The 21,835-nt window shown below is 27.9% G+C and carries 17 protein-coding genes; 8 read left to right on the top strand and 9 right to left on the bottom strand.

Annotated elements, in window-relative coordinates:
- Positions 1 to 85 precede the first annotated feature (85 nt).
- The 5 genes from PG913_RS00800 (at position 86) to PG913_RS00780 (ending at position 7,152) form a co-directional block, all read left to right on the top strand.
- Entirely contained in the window at positions 86 to 718 is a 633-nt protein-coding gene (locus PG913_RS00800; RefSeq protein ID WP_271231193.1) for a PAS domain-containing protein, read from the top strand.
- A gap of 121 nt (positions 719 to 839) precedes the next feature.
- Complete coding sequence (locus PG913_RS00795; RefSeq protein ID WP_271231192.1) at positions 840 to 1,484, top strand: PAS domain-containing protein; 645 nt, start codon at positions 840 to 842, stop codon at positions 1,482 to 1,484.
- A 167-nt stretch (positions 1,485 to 1,651) separates the two neighbouring features.
- Positions 1,652 to 4,288 (top strand): AsmA family protein, encoded by a 2,637-nt coding sequence (locus PG913_RS00790; RefSeq protein WP_271231191.1) that lies wholly within the window; start codon positions 1,652 to 1,654, stop codon positions 4,286 to 4,288.
- A gap of 99 nt (positions 4,289 to 4,387) precedes the next feature.
- Positions 4,388 to 6,853: a DUF5686 family protein gene (locus PG913_RS00785; protein WP_271231190.1), complete on the top strand. Its 2,466-nt coding sequence runs from the start codon at positions 4,388 to 4,390 to the stop codon at positions 6,851 to 6,853.
- Between the two features lie 56 nt (positions 6,854 to 6,909).
- Positions 6,910 to 7,152, top strand: a complete 243-nt coding sequence (locus tag PG913_RS00780; protein WP_271231189.1) for a MoaD/ThiS family protein — start codon at positions 6,910 to 6,912, stop codon at positions 7,150 to 7,152.
- Positions 7,153 to 7,224: 72 nt separating this feature from the next.
- Here the strand turns inward: PG913_RS00780 and PG913_RS00775 are convergent, their stop codons facing one another.
- Genes PG913_RS00775 through recO form a run of 3 tightly spaced genes read right to left on the bottom strand, consistent with a single transcriptional unit; the run spans position 7,225 to position 10,698 of the window.
- Positions 7,225 to 7,497: a DUF3817 domain-containing protein gene (locus tag PG913_RS00775; RefSeq protein ID WP_271231188.1), complete on the bottom strand. Its 273-nt coding sequence runs from the start codon at positions 7,495 to 7,497 to the stop codon at positions 7,225 to 7,227.
- A 12-nt stretch (positions 7,498 to 7,509) separates the two neighbouring features.
- The gene (locus tag PG913_RS00770) at positions 7,510 to 9,972 is read right to left on the bottom strand and encodes a TonB-dependent receptor (protein WP_271231187.1); all 2,463 of its coding nucleotides are present in this window, start codon (positions 9,970 to 9,972) and stop codon (positions 7,510 to 7,512) included.
- A gap of 3 nt (positions 9,973 to 9,975) precedes the next feature.
- Positions 9,976 to 10,698 (bottom strand): DNA repair protein RecO, encoded by a 723-nt coding sequence (gene recO / locus PG913_RS00765; protein ID WP_271231186.1) that lies wholly within the window; start codon positions 10,696 to 10,698, stop codon positions 9,976 to 9,978.
- Between the two features lie 113 nt (positions 10,699 to 10,811).
- Here recO and PG913_RS00760 point away from each other — a divergent pair, with 113 nt between their 5' ends.
- Positions 10,812 to 11,282, top strand: coding sequence for a CYTH domain-containing protein (locus tag PG913_RS00760; RefSeq protein ID WP_271231185.1), 471 nt, complete (start codon positions 10,812 to 10,814; stop codon positions 11,280 to 11,282).
- Between the two features lie 33 nt (positions 11,283 to 11,315).
- Here PG913_RS00760 and trhA read toward each other — a convergent pair whose 3' ends face one another.
- Entirely contained in the window at positions 11,316 to 11,927 is a 612-nt protein-coding gene (gene trhA, locus PG913_RS00755) for a PAQR family membrane homeostasis protein TrhA (protein WP_333780768.1), read from the bottom strand.
- Positions 11,905 to 12,690: a lysophospholipid acyltransferase family protein gene (locus tag PG913_RS00750; RefSeq protein WP_271231184.1), complete on the bottom strand. Its 786-nt coding sequence runs from the start codon at positions 12,688 to 12,690 to the stop codon at positions 11,905 to 11,907. The genes trhA and PG913_RS00750 overlap by 23 nt, the downstream gene beginning before the upstream one ends.
- 114 nt (positions 12,691 to 12,804) lie before the next feature.
- On the opposite strand from PG913_RS00750, the gene trpS reads away from it, so the two are divergent.
- Positions 12,805 to 13,773, top strand: a complete 969-nt coding sequence (trpS, locus tag PG913_RS00745; protein WP_271231183.1) for a tryptophan--tRNA ligase — start codon at positions 12,805 to 12,807, stop codon at positions 13,771 to 13,773.
- A 97-nt stretch (positions 13,774 to 13,870) separates the two neighbouring features.
- On the opposite strand, the gene PG913_RS00740 is transcribed toward trpS, so the two are convergent.
- The 3 genes from PG913_RS00740 to PG913_RS00730 form a co-directional block, all read right to left on the bottom strand.
- Complete coding sequence (locus PG913_RS00740) at positions 13,871 to 16,054, bottom strand: DUF5723 family protein (RefSeq protein WP_271231182.1); 2,184 nt, start codon at positions 16,052 to 16,054, stop codon at positions 13,871 to 13,873.
- 148 nt (positions 16,055 to 16,202) lie between these two features.
- Complete coding sequence (locus PG913_RS00735; RefSeq protein ID WP_271231181.1) at positions 16,203 to 17,243, bottom strand: NADP(H)-dependent aldo-keto reductase; 1,041 nt, start codon at positions 17,241 to 17,243, stop codon at positions 16,203 to 16,205.
- A 51-nt stretch (positions 17,244 to 17,294) separates the two neighbouring features.
- Positions 17,295 to 18,482, bottom strand: coding sequence for a phosphoglycerate kinase (locus PG913_RS00730; protein ID WP_271231180.1), 1,188 nt, complete (start codon positions 18,480 to 18,482; stop codon positions 17,295 to 17,297).
- A gap of 117 nt (positions 18,483 to 18,599) precedes the next feature.
- On the opposite strand from PG913_RS00730, the gene PG913_RS00725 reads away from it, so the two are divergent.
- The gene (locus PG913_RS00725) at positions 18,600 to 19,022 is read left to right on the top strand and encodes a molybdenum cofactor biosynthesis protein MoaE (RefSeq protein ID WP_271231179.1); all 423 of its coding nucleotides are present in this window, start codon (positions 18,600 to 18,602) and stop codon (positions 19,020 to 19,022) included.
- A gap of 12 nt (positions 19,023 to 19,034) precedes the next feature.
- Here PG913_RS00725 and PG913_RS00720 read toward each other — a convergent pair whose 3' ends face one another.
- A complete protein-coding gene (locus PG913_RS00720) occupies positions 19,035 to 21,791 on the bottom strand; it encodes a PD-(D/E)XK nuclease family protein (protein ID WP_271231178.1) in 2,757 nt (918 codons plus the stop codon).
- Positions 21,792 to 21,835: the final 44 nt, after the last annotated feature.

Raw genomic sequence — 21,835 nt, 5'->3', positions numbered from 1 at the left:
GACTAAAATCATGTTTTAATAATAATTTACTTAAGAAATTTGCAATAACTATTAAATTTAAAACTAAACCATAAAAATTCCCCCGATGCAAATAATCAATGAAGAAGTAAAATGGGATAAAACCCAAACAATTGTTAGTAAAACAGATATTCACGGAACTATTCTTTACGCAAATACAGCTTTTACAGAAGCTTGTGAGTACAGTACTATTGAATTAATAGGTGAACCTCATAATATTATTCGACATCCAGACATGCCAAAAGTAGCTTTCAAAGCCTTGTGGGATGCCTTAAAAAAAGGAAAAAATTATCATGCAATTGTTAAAAACTTAACAAAAACAGGTAGATATTATTGGGTTATTACCGATTTTACGATTGATAAAGATGATGATGGAAAAATTATTGGATATACAGGTCGTAGAAAAGCAGTACCAAACAGTGTTATTGAAAAAATTGAACCTTTATATAAAACACTTTTAGAAATAGAAAAACTAAAAGGTGAAAAAGTAAGTGAATTATATTTTGAAGGTTTTTTAAAAGAAGAAGCAGGTAAAAGCTACGATGAATTTGTTGTTTCTTTATTTGAAGAAGAATCTCTAAAAAATGCAAAAAAGAAACAACTAGCTACTTCCAACGAACCTAAAATTGAAGTTGCTGTTGAAGAAGAAAATAAATTCAAAAAAGGACTAAATTGGTTTTTCTTTGGTGACTTCTTGTAAATCAACAACATAAAAAAAGGTTATTTAAATAAAATAGATAGCCTTTCTAATTATTAAACTATTTTAACACTATTATATTAAGAGAATGTTATAATTTTGCAGCTTTAAAAGCTAAAACTTTATGATAAAAAATCCCCTACGTCCACAACAAATTATTGATGAAGAAATAAAATGGAACAAAACACAAACCATTAGTAGTAAAACGGATGCTTCTGGTACAATTCTTTATATGAATGATACTTTTGAAACAGTTTCAGAGTATAATAAAATAGAATTAATTGGTGAACCACATAGTATTATCAGACACCCAGATATGCCTAAGGTTGTTTTTAAAGTATTATGGGATAACTTAAAAAATAAAAATAATTTTCATGCAATTGTTAAAAACCTTACCAGAACAGGTAGATATTATTGGGTTATTACCGATTTTACAATTGATAAAGATGAAAAAGGAAATGTTACTGGTTATACTGGTCGTAGAAAAGCAGTACCAAATAGTGTTATCGAAAAGATAAAACCACTATATGAAACTCTTTTAAATATTGAAAAAGTAAAAGGTGAAGCAGCAAGTGAGTTATATTTTGATGCATATTTAAAAGAAGAAATTGGTAAAAATTACGATGATTTTGTAGTTGATTTATTTACCGAAGAATCTTTAAAAATGGAAAAACAACAACAAATAGATGCTAATCCAAAACTAGAAGAAAATGGAAAAGGTAAAATTAAAAAAGGATTAAATTGGTTTTTCTTTGGTGATTTTCTATAAAAAACAACTCAAAAAAGTTATCTGAAATAAAAATCAGATAACTTTTTTTTTTACAATTTAATTTCTTCTATCTAAAAAATATAAAAGTTATAATTTATTATCTTTTCCTTAACAAATAATTACAGAACTTAGCAAACTATAATAACATTCTAAATAATTTATTATTCATGAAAAAAATATATAAAATACTGTTAACCATATTTGTTACTTTGTTAATGATACTAATTTTAACACCGTTTTTATTTCAAGATAAAATTATTAATCTAGTTAAAAAAACAGTTAACAATAACATTACTGCACAATTAGATTTTTCAGATGCAAACCTTAGTTTATTAAGAGATTTTCCGAATGCATCTTTACAACTTTCTGATGTTTCAATTATCAACGGAAAACCTTTTAAAGGAGACACTTTATTATTTGCTAAAGAAATTAACTTAGAATTAAAACTTACCGAGTTATTCAAAAAAACTTCAGAGCAACTGAATATTCAATCTTTTTCTATTGATGATCCAAACGTTAATGTTTTAGTCAATGAAATAGGAATTGCAAATTATGATATTGCAAAACCTTCAGATGTAAAAATTGAAAATACGGATGAAACTCCTTCTAATTTCGGGCTTTCTATAAATTCGTATGCAATTAATAATGCCTTGATAAAATATCATGATAAAAAAGGAAAGTTAAAAGTACAATTAACTGATTTTAATCATAGCGGAAGTGGCGATTTTTCTCAAACTAATTCAGAATTAAACACGAGTACATCAACATTAGTTTCTTTTGAAATGGACGGCGCTTCATATGCTAAAAATCAAAAAATAACTTTAGATGCTATTTTAGGAATGGACTTAGTTAATAGCAAATTTTCATTCTTAAAAAACGAAGCTAAACTTAATAATTTACCTTTAATCTTTGATGGTTACGTTCAAATAAACGAAAATAATCAAGAAATAGACCTTAACTTTAAAACGCCTTCATCAGACTTTAAAAATTTTTTAGGATTAGTACCTGAAACATATACCAAAAGTATTGAAAATGTAAAAACAAGTGGTGATTTTAGTGTTGCAGGAACTGTTAAAGGACTTGTTACAAATAACACAATTCCGCTTTTAGATATCAGGCTTAAATCGAACAATGCTTCTTTTAAATATCCTGATTTACCTAAAAGTGTACGTGATATTAATATCGATGTACAATTAAAAAACACAAGCGGTTATCTTGATAAAACATTTGTTGATATTAACAAGTTATCTTTTAAAATTGATGAAGATGTTTTTTCTAGTAGCGGAAAAGCCTACAATATTACAACCAACCCAACTATTGATGCTAAATTAAACGGAACTTTAAATTTAGCGAACATCAACAAAGCATATCCTGTTGATTTAGAAAATGAATTACAAGGGATTTTAAAAGCTAATTTACATACCAAATTCGATTTAAAAGCAATTGAAAACAACACCTTAAATCGTATTAAAAACAATGGAAACATTGAACTAAACGATTTTGTATATGCTTCTAAAGACATCGTTAATTCTATTAATATCAAAAACTCTAAAGTAAGTTTTACTCCTGCTACAATTACCTTAAATAAATTTAATGCGACTACTGGTAAAAGTGATTTAAATGCTACTGGAAATATTCAAAATTTATTAGGATTTTTACTTGCTGACAAAAAACTACAAGGAACTTTTAACTTAAAATCGAATGCTTTTCATATTAGTGATTTTATGCAAGAAAGCACTGATGATAATCAAAAAGAAGAAGAAAATACTACTCAAGAAGAACAACCTGTTGCTTCTTTAAAAATTCCTGCTTTTTTAGATTGTAAAATTTTAGCAGATTCAAAAACAGTTTATTACGACAACTTAACATTAAAAAACGTAAAAGGAACTTTATTAATAAAAGATGAAAAAGCAATTTTACAAAATGTAAATGCGAATATGTTTAAAGGTCAAATTTCTTTTAACGGTGAAGTAAATACCAAAGAAAAAACACCTGTTTTCAACATGAATTTAAGAATGAAATCTTTTGATATTTCAGAATCTTTTAACGGTTTAGATTTATTAAAATCGATTAGCCCAATTGCAACCGCTTTAAACGGAAAATTAAATTCTGACATTAATTTATCAGGGAATTTAAACAGTGATTTTACTCCTGATTTATCATCTGTTTCAGGAAAAGCTTTAGCGGAATTATTAAGTACTAAAATTGAACCTAAAAATAGTAAAGCTTTAAGTTTATTAAACAATAAATTATCTTTTATCGATTTAAGTAAATTAGATTTATCTGATATTAAAACAAAATTATCTTTTGATAAAGGACAAGTATCTGTAAAACCATTTAAGTTAAAATATAAAGACATCAATATAAATGTTGGCGGAAGTCATAGTTTTGATCAAAAGATGAATTATAACGTAACTTTAGATGTACCTGCTAAATATTTAGGAAGCGAAGTTCAAGGATTGCTTTCTAAAGTAAGTGCAAAAGACCAAAATACAACTGTACCTGTTACCGCTAATATTACAGGAAATATGAAAAATCCTGCTGTAAAAACAGATTTATCATCATCAGTAACTAAATTGAGTCAAAAATTAATTCAACAGCAAAAAGACAATTTAATTAACAATGCAATTGGTAAAATATCAGGAAATAAAACTGGAAATACCGTTAATACAATTAATAATTTATTAGGTAATAAAAAAACAGATTCAACCAAAACCACCACCACTAAAAAAGAAAAAACAACAGAAACAGTTAAAAAAGTAACAGATGTTTTAGGCGGATTATTTGGAAAAAAGAAGAAATAATAAAACATTGACTTTAGACCTTAAACACTCTAAATAAAATATTTAACAGGTTTTAACAGTTAGTTGAAACCTGTTTTTTTATGTTTGTAGTAAAAAACATTGAAAAGATTAATTACACTATTATTTGTAGTATTTACTAATATCGCTATTGCTCAAATTAAAGGAAAAGTTATCGATACAAATAATCAACCTTTATCTTTTGTTAGTATTTATTTAGAAAATACAATTACAGGAACTACCACAAATAATAATGGTGATTATGAATTATCAGTAAATAAAAAAGGAGAATACACCGTTATTTTTCAGCTTTTAGGATACAAAACAGTAACAAAAAATATTACTATTACCAAGTTTCCTTTTATTTTAAACACTACACTTTCTGAAGAAAAAGTTACTTTAGATGAAGTTTTAATTTCATCTAAAGAAAATCCTGCAAATAAAATTATTAGAAATGTAATTGCTTCTAAAAAGAAAAATACCGCTAAATTTTCTCAATATACTGCCGACTTTTATTCTCGTGGATTATTTAAAGTAAAAAACCTTCCCAAAAAATTTCTAGGTAATAAAATTGATGATATGGGCGGTGGTTTAGATTCTACAAGAAGTGGAATTGTATATCTTTCAGAAACCATTTCTAAAATTTCATATCAGAAAAAACCAACCAATTTTAAAGAACATATTATTGCTTCTAAAGTTTCGGGAAGTAATAACGGAATTAGTTTTAATCAAGCTAAAGAAGTTGACTTTAACTTTTATAAAAACTCTTTTAATTTAGCAGATGCTCAAATGATTTCGCCAATTGCGAACGAAGCATTTAATTATTACAAGTATCAATTAACTGGAAGTTTTTATGATAAAAACAAAAAACTAATCAGTAAAATAAAATTACTTCCGAAGAGAAAAAATGATCGTGTTTTTAGCGGATTTATTTATATATCCGAAGACGATTGGGCTATTTACGGAACTGATGTTTTCGTTACAGGTGCACAAGCAAATACACCTATGATTGATACTTTACTCATCAAACAAAGTTATAATTATTCGCTAAAAAACAACGTTTGGATTCCTGTTACACAAACAATCGATTTTAAAGCTGGTATTTTTGGTTTTAATTTTAATGGACGCTTTTCTGCAGCATATTCAAATTATAATTTCACCCCTAATTTCACTAAAAAATCATTTGGTAATGAAGTTTTATCTTTTGCTGAAAATGCCACCGAAAAAGATAGTTTATATTGGAATAAAATTCGTCCAGTAAGTTTAACATCCGAAGAAAATGCAGATTACAAATTAAAAGACAGCATTAAAAGTATCCGAAGTTCAAAAAAATATTTAGATTCTACAGATACAAAACATAATAATTTTAATCTTATAAATATTATTTCAGGATATTCTTATGATAATACCTATGACAAATGGAATATCGATATTTCTTCCCCTATTGAAGATTTAAACTTTAACACGGTACAAGGATGGAATTCATCTATTGGAATTAAATATTCTAAAACAGTCAACAAAAAAGGAGAACGATTTAATATTGGTACAAAAATAAATTATGGTTTTTCTGATAAAAAATTAAGACCAACAGCAAACTTTTTTTACAGATGGAACAATACAAATAAACCTATTTTAACTGCTTCGGGAGGTATTACTACTTCGCAATTTAATGCTAAAAAACCTATTTCAAGATTATGGAATACAATTAGCAGCACTTATTTTAAAAGAAATTATATGAAAATTTATGAAAAAACATTTGCCAAAATTGCTTTTTCAGAAGAAGTAAATAATGGTATTCGTTTCTATTCTTCCTTAGAATACGCAGATAGAAAACCTTTATTTAATACAACCGATTATGTTATGTTTTCTAAAAATGATGTTAATTATACAGCTAACAATCCGCAAGAACCTACAAATTTTACAAGTTCATTTACACCGCATCATATGTGGTCACTTAAGTTAGGTGCAAATATTAATTTCGATCAAAAATATATGTCATATCCTGATGGAAAATATAATATAGGAACTAATAAATATCCTACTTTATTTGTCGGATATACTAAAAATTTTGGTTCAGGAAATACTACATTAAATTCTGATATATTCTATTCTCAATTAACTCAAAAAATGAATTTAAGTAATTGGGGAGAATTTAAATATAAAGCTAAAGGAGGCATATTTTTAAAGAAAAAAGATATTCCGTTTATAGATTATGTTCATTTTAATGGAAATCGTTTGTTAATTGCTCCAAAAGATAATTATTTAGATAACTTTTATATGCTACCTTATTATCAATTAAGTACTAATGATAAATATGGAGAACTTCATGGAGAATATAATTTTAAAGGTGCTTTACTAACTAAAATTCCATTAATTAATAAATTAAATTTCCATTTAGTTACTGGTGCAAAAGGATTATTTACAGCTGAAAACAAACCTTATTCTGAATTTGCTATTGGTTTGGATAACATCGGTTTTGGGAAGTGGCGTTTTTTACGTGTCGATTTTGCTAAGTCTAATTTTAACGGAAAATCTGAAAATAGAATAGTTTTCGGAATTAAATTGTAAATTAGACTTTTAATCTGCTTATAGAGGTTATAAGCGAAAAATCCTCAAATACTAATATGAACATAACTGTACTACTTTTTGGTATTGCTACAGATTTAATAGGAAACTCTTCTTTAGAAGTAGCGCTTCCTATTAATTGTAGTGTCAGCCATTTTAAAGAATTACTTGTAAAACAACACACTGAACTAAAAAGCATGAGCTCATTTGCTGTAGCTATCAACGAAAGTTACGCTAAAGATGATATTATCATCAAAGAAAACAGTACAATAGCTATTATTCCACCTGTTAGTGGTGGGTAGTAATAATATGGTAATATATTTACCTTTTAAAAGATAAATATATTACCATATTATTCTTAAAAACTACTAATATTACGCTTTTAAATACTTTCCAACAAAAAAAGTTCCGAAAGGTAAAATTGATAATATGCTAACAATCCCGAAAGTTTTAGCACTCCAATTTAGTTCGAATTTTAGCATAATCGCTATAATTATATAGGCTACAAATAATACTCCATGAGGCATTCCTAGCATTTTTACATACTCAGCATTTCCTTGAAGATACTTAATAGGCACTGCTATAAAAAGTAATAATATGTAAGAAATCCCTTCTAATAAACTTACAATTTTAAATATATTTATCATTTTTCTGTGTGTTTAAAAATTAGTTAATAATGATATTGAAATATTGCGTCCTGGAGCTGAAATTCCTGAAGCAAATTCTTTATAATGAGTGTCAAATAAATTACTAAACTGCGTTTGTATTGAAATATTTTTATTCAACGTATATTTAGCATATAAACCAACAGTCATCCAACTTGGTGTTCCGTAATATTTATCAACATCATTTGTTGCATTTTTGTTGATAATTGGTGTTTGTTGATGATTATCAATACCTTCTTCTAGATTATAATCTGAAATATCTTTTTTAGCATTAAATATAAAATTAACACCACTTTCAAATTTTTTATTAATATAATTCAATTCAAAACGACCAAATAATGGCGGAATTGATGACAATGGTAAATCGGTATCGTATGACCTTCCTTTTGTATATGTAAAAGAACCCGATGTTTTCCAATGTCTAGAAAATTTACCTTGATAACTTACCGTTACACCTGTTATGTAAGCCGTTCCTTTATTCACATTAGCCACAGTAAATACATCTTCTCCTTCATAAGGAATTGTAGGACTACTATTTAATATAAAAGCTTCTCGATAAATATAATTATTCAGTAAAGTATAATACATATTTGCACCGATTCGAAACTTTTTATTATTAAAATACTTTTGAGCACCAATTTCTGCATTATAAGCATATTCTGGTTTTAAGTTAATATTTGGCACAGTAACTTCGTCATTTTTCTCTCTAACTTTACCAACATCATCAATATTTGGCGAACGAAATCCTGATGATAATACAGCATTTAATTGCAAATTTTTAACAGGTTTATACACATAACCAGCAGTTGCAGTTAATGCGGTATTGTTCAAACTAATATTATTGTTTGGTAATTTTATAAATGTTTCATCTATCCACTTAGCATTCAAGTGCGTATTAGTTAATCTAATTCCTGTATTTAAAGTAGAATTTGAAGTAATATCTTGGCGGTAATCTAAATACATTGCAGTACTAAAATAGCTGCTTCCTCCGTCAGGATAACGAGATTGCACCACAAAATCATCATCAAAACTAATTATTTTATCCGTAGATATTTTTAATGTTTTTCCATAAGCTTCTGATTGCACATCATTATAAGCAACTTCAAAACCATAACCTAAATCACGTTTTTTTGCTAAAGGAACTGTAAAATCTACATTTGCGCTATATACTTTTACATTTTCATTTTTATAAGATCGCTCTAAACTTTCAAATTTTCTTTGGATACGACTTTCTTCAATATTTTGATACGCTAAAGTAATTGTTCCTTTTTCTAACCAATTTTTATTCGGATTGATATCTAGTTGAGAAGAAATTAACAACCTGTTTTGTGGTCCGTAATACCATTCAGCAAATTTTAAATTGCCATCTTTTAATTCTGTCAACTTATCAAATCTTGGTATATCTGATGATGTTGAATATTGAATATTAAATTTTAAATCGGTATTTTTTGATAGAGGAATAAATAATTTCTGTAAAAAATCAGTTTGACTAAATCCTGTATTTTTCTGCAAATTTACATCCTTATTTTTCTTCGGATTTTCAGTATAGTTTACGTTTAAATTATCTGAATAAAAAAACACTTTTCCCCAATCATCAAAACCATGAGTTCTATTTTTACCCATTTTTAAATCACCAAAATTACTATGTGATACACTTGTTAACGATGCCCATTTTTTAAATTGTAACTCAGCAGATAAAGAGTTAGTTACTTCATTATTTATCGAACTATATCGTAAAAAATGACTTCCTTTAATATTATTTTCGTTGGATAATTTTGGTGTTTTCGTATAATAATGAATCACACCGCCAAGTGCATCAGAACCATAAATAACTGATGAAGGTCCAAAAACCACTTCTGTTCGTTCTAATAAATTTGGATTAACTGTAATTGAATTTTGTAAATGTCCTTTTCTATAAATCGCATTATTCATTCGCACACCATCTACTACTAATAAAACACGATTACTTTCCATTCCTCGAAGCACAGGACTTCCACCTCCAAATTGTGATTTTTGCACTTTAATTCCAGGAATACTTGCTAATAAATCAGCCGATGTTTGAGGTGATACTTTTTGAATATCTTGTAAAGAAACAACTGCTATTTGTTCAGCAATTCTATTTGTTTTTTCTTTATTTTTAAAGACCGAAACTACAACTTCATCTAATTGTTCCGAATATTTTGATAAATAAACTTGATATTTATTTTTTTTTAATATCGATTTTATTTCTTGATAATCAGCATAAGCTACATGTGAAAATATAATAATTTCATCTTCTTTAAAATTAAAAACATTTACAATTCCATCAATATTACTAACTTCGGCTATTGTTTTATTTTTATTAAATACAGCAACTCCATCAATTTTTTTACCCGTTTTAGCATCAATTAAAGTAAGCTTTTGTGAAAAAACAAACGTGATTGTAAAGAAAAATATTATGGTTATAAATTGTTTCATAAATTAACTAAACACTATTTCTAAAATATCTAATGATTTTGGCTTTTTAAAACCTTCCAAATGTAATTCAAAATATCTAATTATAGCTCTAAGGATGATTTGCCTTTCGCTTTTATGATAGGAAATACTAGGTATTTCATCAAAATTTAAACCTAATAACTTTTTAAAGAGAATTAGTTCATCTCCTGTTAACAATAATTTTTCATAAGTTGCATCTGTAAATTGTCCTTCAATTAAACTAAAAGCAGGTTTATAAGCTTCGGAAACATCAGGATAAAACCCTAAATACCTTGATAAATTCAGCAAAAAAAGCAAGTGAAAATTAGCAACAGTATCATGAGTATCTAGCCAAATTAAACTTGTTTCAATATACTCATATAGCACTTCATTTTTTTCTTCTTCTTTAATAATACTTGAAAGTATTTCTGATAAAAAAAGTACAATAGATTGCTTTATTACTGATGTATAAATATTTTCATAAGGATTAATAACTTGCGCTTCTTTTATCGAATTTAAAGTGTTTTTATTGTTATGATTTGCTTCAATAAGCAACTGTGTTAATGGTTGAAAATAGGCTTTTTTAAGTTTCCCTTTTCTCGATTTTAATACGCCTCGTATCATATACGAACGAATTCCGTCTTCAAAAGTAAAACACTTTACAATTAAACTAGTATCTCCGTATTTAAGCGCACTAATAACAATTGCTTTTGTTGTAATTAATGCCATTAAATTAAAAGTTTAAAAATGAATAAGAACAATATACCTTCAAAGATATTTAATAATATCAACAAAAATGATACATTCGTACAAATATGATTTAACTTCTTATAAATTTTAATATGACTTTTGAAATTGAACGTAAATTCTTAGTAACTTCTGATGCTTATAAACAAGTAGCTTACCAAAAAAGCTATATAAAACAAGGTTTCTTAAACTCTAAAAAAGAACGTGTTGTACGAGTTCGAATAAAAGATGACAGCGGTTTTTTAACCATTAAAGGAGCATCAAACAAAAGCGGAACGACTCGTTATGAATGGGAAAAAGAGATTCCTTTAAAAGAAGCACAAGATTTATTCAATTTATGCGAAGAAGGAATTATTGAAAAATATCGTTATTTAGTAAAATCAAATAATCATATATATGAAGTCGATGATTTTTTAGGTGATAATAAAGGCTTAGTAGTTGCTGAAATAGAATTATCCGAAGAAAACGAAGCTTTTGAAAAACCAAATTGGCTAGGAAAAGAAGTTACAGGAACTGTAAAATATTATAATTCTAATTTAAGTAAACTACCGTTTTGTAACTGGTAAAATTACACATATTTATAGATTGTCCAAAAATGGCTAAAGCTTCCTAAAAGCACAAAAACATTGAAAAATAGCGTGATTATAAGGCACTTTTTTAATCGAATATAAAATAGCTCCTACAGTATAAAAAACGCCTCCTGCAATTAAATAAAATAATCCATCACAAGGTAAATTATCTATTAATGGATTTATTAAAAAGATGACTTGCCAGCCCATTATCAAATATAAAACTGTTGATAATTTATCAAATCTTCCTGTAAAAAAAAGCTTTAAAACAACGCCTATCAAAGCAAATAACCACACAAAAACGAACAAATACCAACCTGTTTTTTCAGGCAATACGACCAAACAAAATGGTGTGTAACTTCCTGCGATTAATACATAAATTGCAGCATGATCAAAAATATTAAGCCTTCGGCGGATTTTAGCGTTTTTAGACGCATGATAAAAAGTTGAAGCAGCATATAAAATAATCAAGCTACAACCAAAAATACTAAAACTAGCAATTTGCCAAAAACCTTGATAACTTACCGATTTTAAAATTAAAAAAGGCAACGCTATTATTGATAATAACAAGCCAAAACCGTGAGTTAAAACATTTAATTTTTCTTCGGTACTACTATAATTATGATTTAATTTTTCGCTCATTACTTAATCGATTAGTATCTTTCATATATCGTTTATCGTTTAATAATTCATTCTCTAACAAATCAAAAGCTTGTTGATTTAAAACTTTTCTATCTTTCAGAACTAAGCCTTCTACCTGTATAAAGGGTAATTGTTTTACTCTAAAAACACCTGGATGTCCTTTAAAAATATCCCAAGAAAATAAGCGTTTTGCATCAAAATATATTTGGGGTACAATTGGCATTTCATATTGTATTGCTAAATTAAATGCACCATTCATAAAAGGAGCTAAAACAACATCTTCCGTAGGAACTAATCCTTCAGGATAAATAGCAATACTCAAACCTGTATCTAATCTTTTTTTGATGCGTCCATATACTTCCCTTCTACTTTTTGGATCTTTTCTATCAACAGTAATCACGGCTTTTTTATAGAAAAAACCAAACAATGGTACTTTTGTTAATTCGATTTTCCCTACAAATAAAATTGGGTTTTTACTCGATGCAATCATTATCCAAGGATCTAATAATGAAGTATGATTTGCTATAAATATGTAACTTTTTTCAGGATTTAGTTTTTCTTGTCTTTCAAATTTAAGCCTAAAACCCATTCCGTAAATTAAGAAAAATGACCAAGCTCTCATTAGTTTCCAAAAAGAACCATAATATTTTTCTTCAGATAAAAAAAACAATACAAAAGGAGATATGGCAACCACCGAAACAATCATCAGAAGATAAAACCAGATTCGCCAAATTAATCGAAAAGGAAAAAGTATGTATTTCATATATGCGAATGTAGTAATTTCTTTTGTTTGAACAATTTTAAGCTTATTTTTGCTAGTATACAAGTAGTATTAGCAATCACTACGATTGCTTACATAATTTTTCAAAACAACTATATGTCAAGAATTTTAACAGGAGTACAAAGTACAGGAACTCCACACTTAGGTAACTTATTAGGTGCTATTTTACCAGCCATTGAAATGGCGAACGATGCTAAAAATGAATCTTATATTTTTATTGCAGATATGCACTCGTTAACCCAAATTAAAGATGGAAACGAATTAAGAGAAAACACTTACAGTGTTGCTGCTACTTGGCTTGCCTGTGGAATTGACATCAATAAAACTGTTTTTTATCGCCAAAGTGATATTCCTCAAGTAACCGAATTAAGTTGGTATTTGAGTTGTTATTTTCCATATCAACGTTTAACATTGGCACATGGTTTTAAAGATAAATCTGACCGTTTATCAGACGTAAATAGTGGTTTATTTACATATCCTATGTTAATGGCTGCCGATATTTTATTATACGATGCTGAAATTGTTCCCGTAGGAAAAGACCAATTACAACATTTAGAAATGGCTCGTGATGTAGCTAGTAGAATAAATAATACTGTTGGTGAAACCTTAATTTTGCCTCAAGGAAAAACCAACGAAAACACCAAGTTAGTACCTGGTACTGATGGTGAAAAAATGAGTAAATCAAGAAATAACTTTATCAATATTTTCTTAGCAGATAAAAAATTACGCAAGCAAATAATGGGAATTCAAACGGATAGTAAAGCCCTTGAAGAACCTAAAAATCCTGATACAGATAATGTTTTTGCTATTTATAAATTATTAGCTTCGGATGCTCAAATTGCAGAAATGCGTGCTAATTATGAAGGTGGAAATTATGGTTACGGTCATGCAAAACAAGCATTATATGAGCTAATTATTGAAGAGTTTGCTGAAATTCGTGCAAAATATGCACACTATATGGAAAACAGAAATGAAATAGATAAAGCATTATCAATTGGTGCCGAAAAAGCTAAAACTGTAGCTACTGATGTTTTACAAAGAGTTCGTAAAAAAATAGGATATTAATTCTAAAAATTTAAAATAGTAGTTTTAAATCTATTATCATAAACTAAAAAAGCCTTGAATTTCTTCAAGGCTTTTTTTATAAAGTAAAGCGTTCTAATTATTTTACTAATTTTATTTCTACACGCCTATTTTCTGCTCTTCCTGCTCTTGTTTTGTTTGTTGAAATCGGATTGTTTTCACCATAACCTACAGAAGTTAATCTATCAGCTTTAATTCCTGCTATTTTTACTAAATAATCTAAAACTGCTTTAGCTCTTTTATCAGAAAAACGCTGATTTGTTACTGCTGAACCTACACTATCTGTATGTCCTTCAATATTAAATTTTGCAGTAGCATATTCTTGCATAATTTTAGCCATTAAATCTAATTTTGATGTAACTCCTTGTTTAAAAGTTGTTTTACCTGAGTTAAAATAAATAGCTCTTGCAAATTCATCTAATTTAGCTTTTGCTTCTTTAGTAATTACTACCTCAGGACATCCTTGCTTTTCTAATAAACCTACTACATTTGGACATTTATCATCTTTATCAGCAACACCATCTTTATCTGTATCAGCCCATGGACAACCTTTATTTTCTATAGGTCCTGCAACTTCTTTACAAACATCTTTATCATCAGAAATTCCATCTTTATCAGTATCAGGACAACCATTATTTTCAGGTGTTCCTGCTAATTCTGGGCAAGTATCATCTTTATCTAAAACTGTATCTCCATCTGTATCTTTCCAAGGACAACCTTTATTTTCAGGTATTCCTGCTATTTTTGGACAAGTATCATCTTTATCTAAAACACTATCGCCATCTGTATCTTTCCAAGGGCAACCATCATTTTCAATAGGACCTTCCTGCTTAGGACATTCATCTAATTTATCAAAAATACCATCTTTGTCTTTATCTTTTAATTTCCCTTGATAAATAGGGATTTTTAAACCAATATATACATCTGCAGCTTTAGATTCTTTTGAAATTAAATTTGATAAAACAGATCCAGAACCAACAAATAAAGGACCTGCACGAAGGCCTGCTCCCATTGAAAAACTACTGTATTTATTAATTCCGATAGGAGAATAAAAACTAAACCATTTTGATTCAAATCGTGGTGTTAACGTAAGACTACTTGTAATACTATTGGCATTTTCTGTAACTTTTCTTAAACTTGCATCATAGTTTAAGTTTACATAAAATTTATTATTAATATTATAATCTACCGCAGTATGTAAAGCTGTTGGAAGCGAAATACGAATATCTTCTATTGTGTTTGATTCTGTATAAATATTTTCTAAAACAGCCTCTAAATCATCATAACTATTAAAAGTATCTTCATTAATATTAAATCCTAATAAATTATAATTATTGTTTTCTGATGCTTTATAAGATATTCCTCCTATATCAGTAACCGATAATGAAACTTTTAATTTGTATTTATTTTTATCTTTAAAGTTAAATGATTTTCCACTTTTATTACTTGTTTTATAACTTTTATAATCAGGTCTCCATTCATATACAAAACCAAAATCAGCACCAAAACTAGTAGCGCCATCAACAATTTCAAAATCTGCTGAATCATCAATTAAATTACTACTTCTTGAATAAGATACTGACCCTTTTGAATCAATAGATCCAGTAGTTTGCCCATTTGGTAAAACAGTTCCATCTAAATCATAGTCAAAATTAACATTATTACCTTGAGCACTATAAAATCCTAAACCTTGAAGATACTTTAATGATAAACCTCCTTTTAAAAAGTGTTGTTCATTATTCAGTAGTACCTTTGCATAAGAAATACCTACTTCTGCCCAAGCATGAGCATTTCCACTGAAGTCTCCTTCATTAATATTAAAGTCTTTATTTTGATCAAAATCATTACTCAATTCATCAAAAAGTTCACCATTTACTTCAGCTATATTTACAACCGATCGTGCTCTAGTAAAAATAGCTATCGAATTATTTTTATTGATGTTAAACATAAATGAAGGTCCCATAACATCTACATTAGCAAACAAATTATTATTATTTGTTGGTGATTTGACAGTATGTTTATCTTCATCAAAATTATTGCTACCTATTTTACCAAAATCAACAGCAAAATAATCATTACCTACAAATGAACTTGCTGATACCATATTGATATCGGTTTTAAAACGAGAATCTACAATATTTGCAGGATTAAAAATTACACTGTGTACACCATTATAGTTATCAGAATGAAAACCAACATAAGATTGTGCTTTCATAACTAAACTACTAAATAAAAGAAATCCGAATAGTCCTATTTTTTTCATTTTTATTTTAAATTTTGAAGCAAAAATATACATTATATTTCAATCACACCTTTATTAATAGAATTCTAAACTAGAAAAATTTACTAGAATAAAAAAAATCCGAAGTAATTATTACTTCGGATTTTTTCATCTATTAAAACTGCAATTATTAAGGCGCAGGATTCGGAATTAAAGCATGAACAGCTTCAATTTCGATTAAAATTTCTTCGGATAAATCAATATTAATAGAATTGATATTTTCTTTTAACTGAGGCATTTTCGTAGCTCCAATAATATTACTTGTTACAAAAGGTAATTGATTAATATATGCTAATGATAATTCAGCAAGTGTTAAACCATGTTTCTCTGCAATTTTAAAATATTCTGAAACTGCTTTTAATGAACCTTCATTCATATAACGTGCTATAAACCTTGGAAATAATGTTCCTCGTGCGCCTTCAGGAAGATTTCCTTCTAAATATTTTCCTGATAAAACACCTTGTGCTAATGGCGAATATGCCAATAAACCGATATTTTCACGCATAGAAACCTCGCTCATTCCAACTTCATAACCTCTATGAATTAACGAATACGAATTTTGAATTGTACTCATTTTTGGTAAATTATGTTGCTCAGAGGTTTGCAAATATTTCATTGTTCCCCAAGGAGTTTCATTTGATAAACCGATATGTTTTATCTTTCCTTGTTTTACTAAATCATTTAAAGTTTCTAAAATTTCTAAATGATTTTCAGCTTCTTTTACTGATGTTTTATACGGATAATCACGCACACCAAAACAATTTACGCCACGAGAAGGCCAGTGTAATTGATACAAATCCATATAATCGGTTTGTAAACGATTTAAACTTCCTTCAACGGCATCAATAATATTTTGTTTTGTAAATCCACCTGTACGAATATGTTTGGTATAATCGCCACCACCAGCAATTTTACTTGCTAACACTACCTTATCACGATTTCCTGTTTTTTTAAACCAAGAACCTATAATTTTTTCCGTTGCTCCGTAAGTTTCAGGAGTTGCAGGAACTGAATATAATTCGGCAGTATCAAAAAAATTTACACCTTGCTCTAAAGCATAATCCATTTGTTCGTGTCCATCAGTTTCTGTATTCTGATTTCCCCAAGTCATTGTTCCTAAACAAATTTTAGAAACCTTGATATCTGTATTTGGTAGTGTTGTATATTTCATTTTATCAATTTGATTAATATTAATATTTTTTAGCTACACTTAAAAGATAGCTTATTTTAAAATAGCATCAATCCCTGGTAATGTTTTTCCTTCTAACATTTCTAACATTGCACCTCCACCTGTAGAAACATAACTTACTTTATCACCAAAACCAAACTGTTTTACAGCGGCTACAGAATCTCCTCCTCCAACTAAAGAAAATGCACCGTTTTCAGTTGCTTTTGAAATAGCATTTCCTAATTCAATAGTACCTTTTGAAAAATTTTCTAATTCAAAAACACCTAAAGGACCATTCCATAAAATAGTTTTAGATTTTGCTATTACTGTTGCAAAATTTTCTGAAGTTTTAGGTCCACAATCAAGTCCCATCCATCCTTCAGGAATTTTTGTAGTATCTACTGTTTGAGTATTTGCATCATTAGAAAAAGCATCAGCAATTACAGCATCTACAGGTAAGTGAATTTCTGTGTTTTTTTCTTTTGCTAATTTCAAAATAGCCAATGCTAAACTTAATTTATCATCTTCTACTAATGAATTTCCTATATTTCCACCTAAAGCTTTTATAAAAGTAAAGGTCATTCCTCCACCAACAATAATGTGGTCTACTTTTTCAATAATATTTTCAATAACTCCAATTTTAGATGATACTTTTGCACCTCCTAAAATAGCAGTTACAGGCTTTTCTGCATCATTTAAAACCTTATCAATACTTTCAATTTCAGTAGCTAATAAATTACCAAAACATTTGTTATCAGTAAAAAACTGAGCAATTACAGCCGTAGAAGCGTGCGCTCTGTGTGCTGTACCAAAAGCATCGTTTACATAAATATCCCCCCACTTTGATAATTTTTCAGCAAAAGCAACATCTCCTGCTTTTTCTTCTGGATAAAAACGTAAATTTTCTAACAATAAAATTTCTCCATTTTGTAAACTAGCAATAGCTTCTTTAACTTTATCACCGATACAATCGTTAACAAACTTAACTTTAACTCCTATATTTTTACTTACTTCAGCAACAATATGACCTAATGAAAACTGGTCTTCTTTTCCTTTTGGTCTTCCTAAATGCGACATTAATACACAACTACCTCCATCTTCTAAAACTTTTATAATTGTTGATTTTGCTGCCTGAATTCTTGTAGCATCAGTTACTTCAAATGCATCATTTAAAGGCACATTAAAATCTACACGAATTAAGGCTTTTTTATTTTCGAAATTAAAATCGTTTAGTGTTTTCATATTTTTTATTAAAAGTGTGTTCGTTTTTGTTACCTACAAAAATAATTATTTAAATCTGATTCGTTTGTACTATTTACCTTTTCAAACATATATATTTGTGATTGTTTATTATTTGATATGAATACAACCTCTATAAAAGTAACTTCAGAAAAACTAAATTTACAAGAATGTTATAATTTTGTAGAAGATTCCTCTTGCGGTGGAATTGCTGTTTTTGTTGGAACTGTTAGAAATTCAACCCAGAATAAAAATGTCACACAGTTAGATTTTTCTACCTATAAACCAATGGCAATTAAAGAAATGCAAAAAATTGCTGATTTAGCTCTCGCTAAATTTAGCATCAAAAAAATTGCTATTCATCATGCCGAAGGTTTATTACAAATAAAAAATATTCCTGTTATTATTACCGTTTCTTCTCCACACAGAAACGCTGCTTTTGATGCTTGTCAATTTGCTATTGATACTTTAAAAGAAACCGTCCCAATCTGGAAAAAAGAATATTTTGAAGATGGGGAGGTTTGGGTAAATGCACATCCTTAATAAATATTTCTTTTAATAAGGCAAATCTGCTGGTTCAATAAAATCAACTTCTAGATTATATATCTCGATTAAAAACGTTTTTATTTCATCCATAAAATCGGCTAATTTTTCTTCTGTAACAAGATTATCATTCCCACCTCTTTTAGCTGAAAAATTCATCTTCAAAAAACCACTATTTAAGTTTTTAAAAGAGATAATTCCTGCTTCTAAATTCTTTGAAAAATCAAAATTATTCGTTTTAGTATATAAAAAAGCATACAACATTACTTGAATTGCTTTATGATGTTTTAAATCTCGAATATTCGTAAAATCAGTAGCTTTAAGATTACCTGAATCTACCATTCCTGTTTTATAATCTATAATTCGAATAACGCCATTTAACTCATCTATCCTATCTACTTTTCCGTGTATTTTTATAGGAAAATCAATTCCTTCAACCATAATTTCAGTAGCTAAAAAATCTTCTACTCCTATAATTTTTAAGCGATTATTCTCATCCTTTAACAGTTCTTTTTCTTTGGATAAAAAATTTTCAACAAAACGATTTGCTACTTCAAAAATCAACCTATTTTTCCCTGTTGAAATATTTCCATTCTTAAAATGTTTCGAAAAATAATAAATCACTAATTTTTTTGTTTTAACTTTCATTTTATCAATATCAGCAACCGATAAAAACTCACCAATATAAGGTTTATACAAAGCATCTAAAACATCATGAACTACATTACCCATCGTATTTGAAGCAACAGTTTCTTCAACATTTTCAAACTCATTTATCTTTAAAATTTTCTGCTTATAAAATGCAATCGGATTGTATAAATAATTCGTTAAAGCCGATGGAGATATTCCTTTTTTAGCAAGTTCTCGCAAACTTTCTAAAGCCTTTACATCTTTTTTAATTTCTTTTAATTTTACAGGCGATGTTACTAATTTAGGGCTGATTGTTTTTTCAGTAATATCATCTCGCATCATTTCTAATTGTGTTACAAAACGACTTTTTTCACCACTTCCAAAAACATCATGTTCTGTATTATATAGGATAAAAATATTTTTAGCTCGTTGTAATAATCTGAAAAAGTGATACGAAAAAAGTGCATCTTTTTCTTTGTAAGTAGGCAAACCGAATTCAATTTTTACATCAAAAGGAATAAAAGTATTTTGCTGACTACTTGCAGGTAATACGCCTTCATTTACAGAAGTGATAATTACATTTTCAAAATCTAACATTCGAGTTTCTAAAACCCCCATTAATTGTAATCCTTGAAGTGGTTCTCCTTGAAATGATAAACTTTCAGATTGAATTAATTGTTTAAAAAATTGATGTAACGTTTTTAAATCTTGTACATAATTAAACTCGTTATGTAAGGTTTGTAATTGCGTAAAAGCCGTATAAAAACGGAATAAATATTCCTTTTCTAAATCGTTTGCTCTATCTTTTAAAACATTTATTAACTGTAATATTCTTGATAAAAATTCTGATATTGTTGAAAACTTTGAAAAAACAAGCCCAATAACTTCTTTAATTTCATCATCTAAAGGCTCTAAAAAATCATTGACTTTAGCACGACTTATAAATGTATTATTTTCTTTTACAATAGCTAATGAAATAATTTCTGCTATATTTTCAAGTTCATTAATTTGTAATAATTTATATATTGATGCATCTTTTACAAAACGAACCACATCTTTATGATAAAATAAATTTTCGGTTTGTTTTTGTAATTTTTCTTGATTATTAAACAACTGAAAAATAGCGAAAATTAAAGTAGTTGTAGGAATATCTTTTAACGGATATCCCATAGTAATATTGATTGCTTTCACGCTTTCTGGCAGTGAATTTAGGGTAATCGGTAATAAAGTTTCATCAGCCAAAACCAAAGCTGTATTGTTATGACTTGATAATTTTGCTAAAATTTCACCTGCATGTTTTACTTGTGTTATATTTTTAGATGCACCTATTACTTGAATATTTTTAGATTCAGAAAAATAGTTTTTTATCGTTTCAATTGAGTTTTTTTCATAATATTTCCATGCTTTTTTATATTTTCTAAGAAAACTACCAGCTTGATGATTTGTTTGATAAAATGATTTATCCACATCCCAATATACTTTGCTATTTCCTTCGGATAAAAAAGCTTTAAATAAAAATTCTTCGGCAGTATTTAAGGCATTAAATCCGATGAAAAAATATTTTTTATGTTCATTTTTCTTAAGAAAACTCGTTACTTTTTTGGTTGCTTCTCGATATAAAACACCTTGATAACCAATTTCATTTTCAAGTAAAAACTTATAAAAAACTGTGTAAAATTTCTCTAATCTTTCTATAAAAGAAAAATGATCTTTTATCAATTCGGTTTCTTTAAACTCTCCCTTTACTGACCATTTTTCTAATCGATGAATATCTCGTAAATACACGAAAATTTTAGTCGGATCAATTAAATGTTGGTCAATCTCATTAAAATCAGTTAAAACCGTAAAAGCCCATGTAGAAAATATATCAAAAGAAACCGGATTTTCTTCTACATCTTTATAAATTGTATAAAAATGAAATAATAATTGCACAGAATCTACTTTGGTAATTTCAGAAATATCTTCAACTAAATCGCCAATATTAATGACTTCAGGCAAAAAACCTGCAAAAATTTTATCTTTAAATGTTTGTTTTACAAACACTCCTGCTCTTTGAGATGGAAGAATAAATACAACATCTTCAAATGATTTAGTGGTTTCTAAAATTGTGTTTAAAGTTTCAGAAATAAACGAATTCATAGCTTTTTTTTTAATCAACCCAAAGTACAAATTTTATCTTATTT

This window comes from Tenacibaculum pacificus (genome assembly GCF_027941775.1).
Lineage (GTDB): Bacteria > Bacteroidota > Bacteroidia > Flavobacteriales > Flavobacteriaceae > Polaribacter > Polaribacter pacificus_A.
Note: the sequence above shows the minus strand (reverse complement) of the source record. Positions and strands in the feature narration are given on the sequence as shown.

Excerpts from the sequence above, each read along its gene's own strand:
- PG913_RS00800 (WP_271231193.1), top strand. The coding sequence starts at position 86 with ATGCAAATAATCAATGAAGAAGTAAAATGGGATAAAACCCAAACAATT.
- PG913_RS00795 (WP_271231192.1), top strand. The coding sequence starts at position 840 with ATGATAAAAAATCCCCTACGTCCACAACAAATTATTGATGAAGAAATA.
- PG913_RS00790 (WP_271231191.1), top strand. The coding sequence starts at position 1,652 with ATGAAAAAAATATATAAAATACTGTTAACCATATTTGTTACTTTGTTA.
- PG913_RS00780 (WP_271231189.1), top strand. The coding sequence starts at position 6,910 with ATGAACATAACTGTACTACTTTTTGGTATTGCTACAGATTTAATAGGA.
- PG913_RS00775 (WP_271231188.1), bottom strand. The coding sequence starts at position 7,497 with ATGATAAATATATTTAAAATTGTAAGTTTATTAGAAGGGATTTCTTAC.
- PG913_RS00770 (WP_271231187.1), bottom strand. The coding sequence starts at position 9,972 with ATGAAACAATTTATAACCATAATATTTTTCTTTACAATCACGTTTGTT.
- recO (WP_271231186.1), bottom strand. The coding sequence starts at position 10,698 with ATGGCATTAATTACAACAAAAGCAATTGTTATTAGTGCGCTTAAATAC.
- PG913_RS00760 (WP_271231185.1), top strand. The coding sequence starts at position 10,812 with ATGACTTTTGAAATTGAACGTAAATTCTTAGTAACTTCTGATGCTTAT.
- trhA (WP_333780768.1), bottom strand. The coding sequence starts at position 11,927 with ATGAGCGAAAAATTAAATCATAATTATAGTAGTACCGAAGAAAAATTA.
- PG913_RS00750 (WP_271231184.1), bottom strand. The coding sequence starts at position 12,690 with ATGAAATACATACTTTTTCCTTTTCGATTAATTTGGCGAATCTGGTTT.
- trpS (WP_271231183.1), top strand. The coding sequence starts at position 12,805 with ATGTCAAGAATTTTAACAGGAGTACAAAGTACAGGAACTCCACACTTA.
- PG913_RS00740 (WP_271231182.1), bottom strand. The coding sequence starts at position 16,054 with ATGAAAAAAATAGGACTATTCGGATTTCTTTTATTTAGTAGTTTAGTT.
- PG913_RS00735 (WP_271231181.1), bottom strand. The coding sequence starts at position 17,243 with ATGAAATATACAACACTACCAAATACAGATATCAAGGTTTCTAAAATT.
- PG913_RS00730 (WP_271231180.1), bottom strand. The coding sequence starts at position 18,482 with ATGAAAACACTAAACGATTTTAATTTCGAAAATAAAAAAGCCTTAATT.
- PG913_RS00725 (WP_271231179.1), top strand. The coding sequence starts at position 18,600 with ATGAATACAACCTCTATAAAAGTAACTTCAGAAAAACTAAATTTACAA.
- PG913_RS00720 (WP_271231178.1), bottom strand. The coding sequence starts at position 21,791 with ATGAATTCGTTTATTTCTGAAACTTTAAACACAATTTTAGAAACCACT.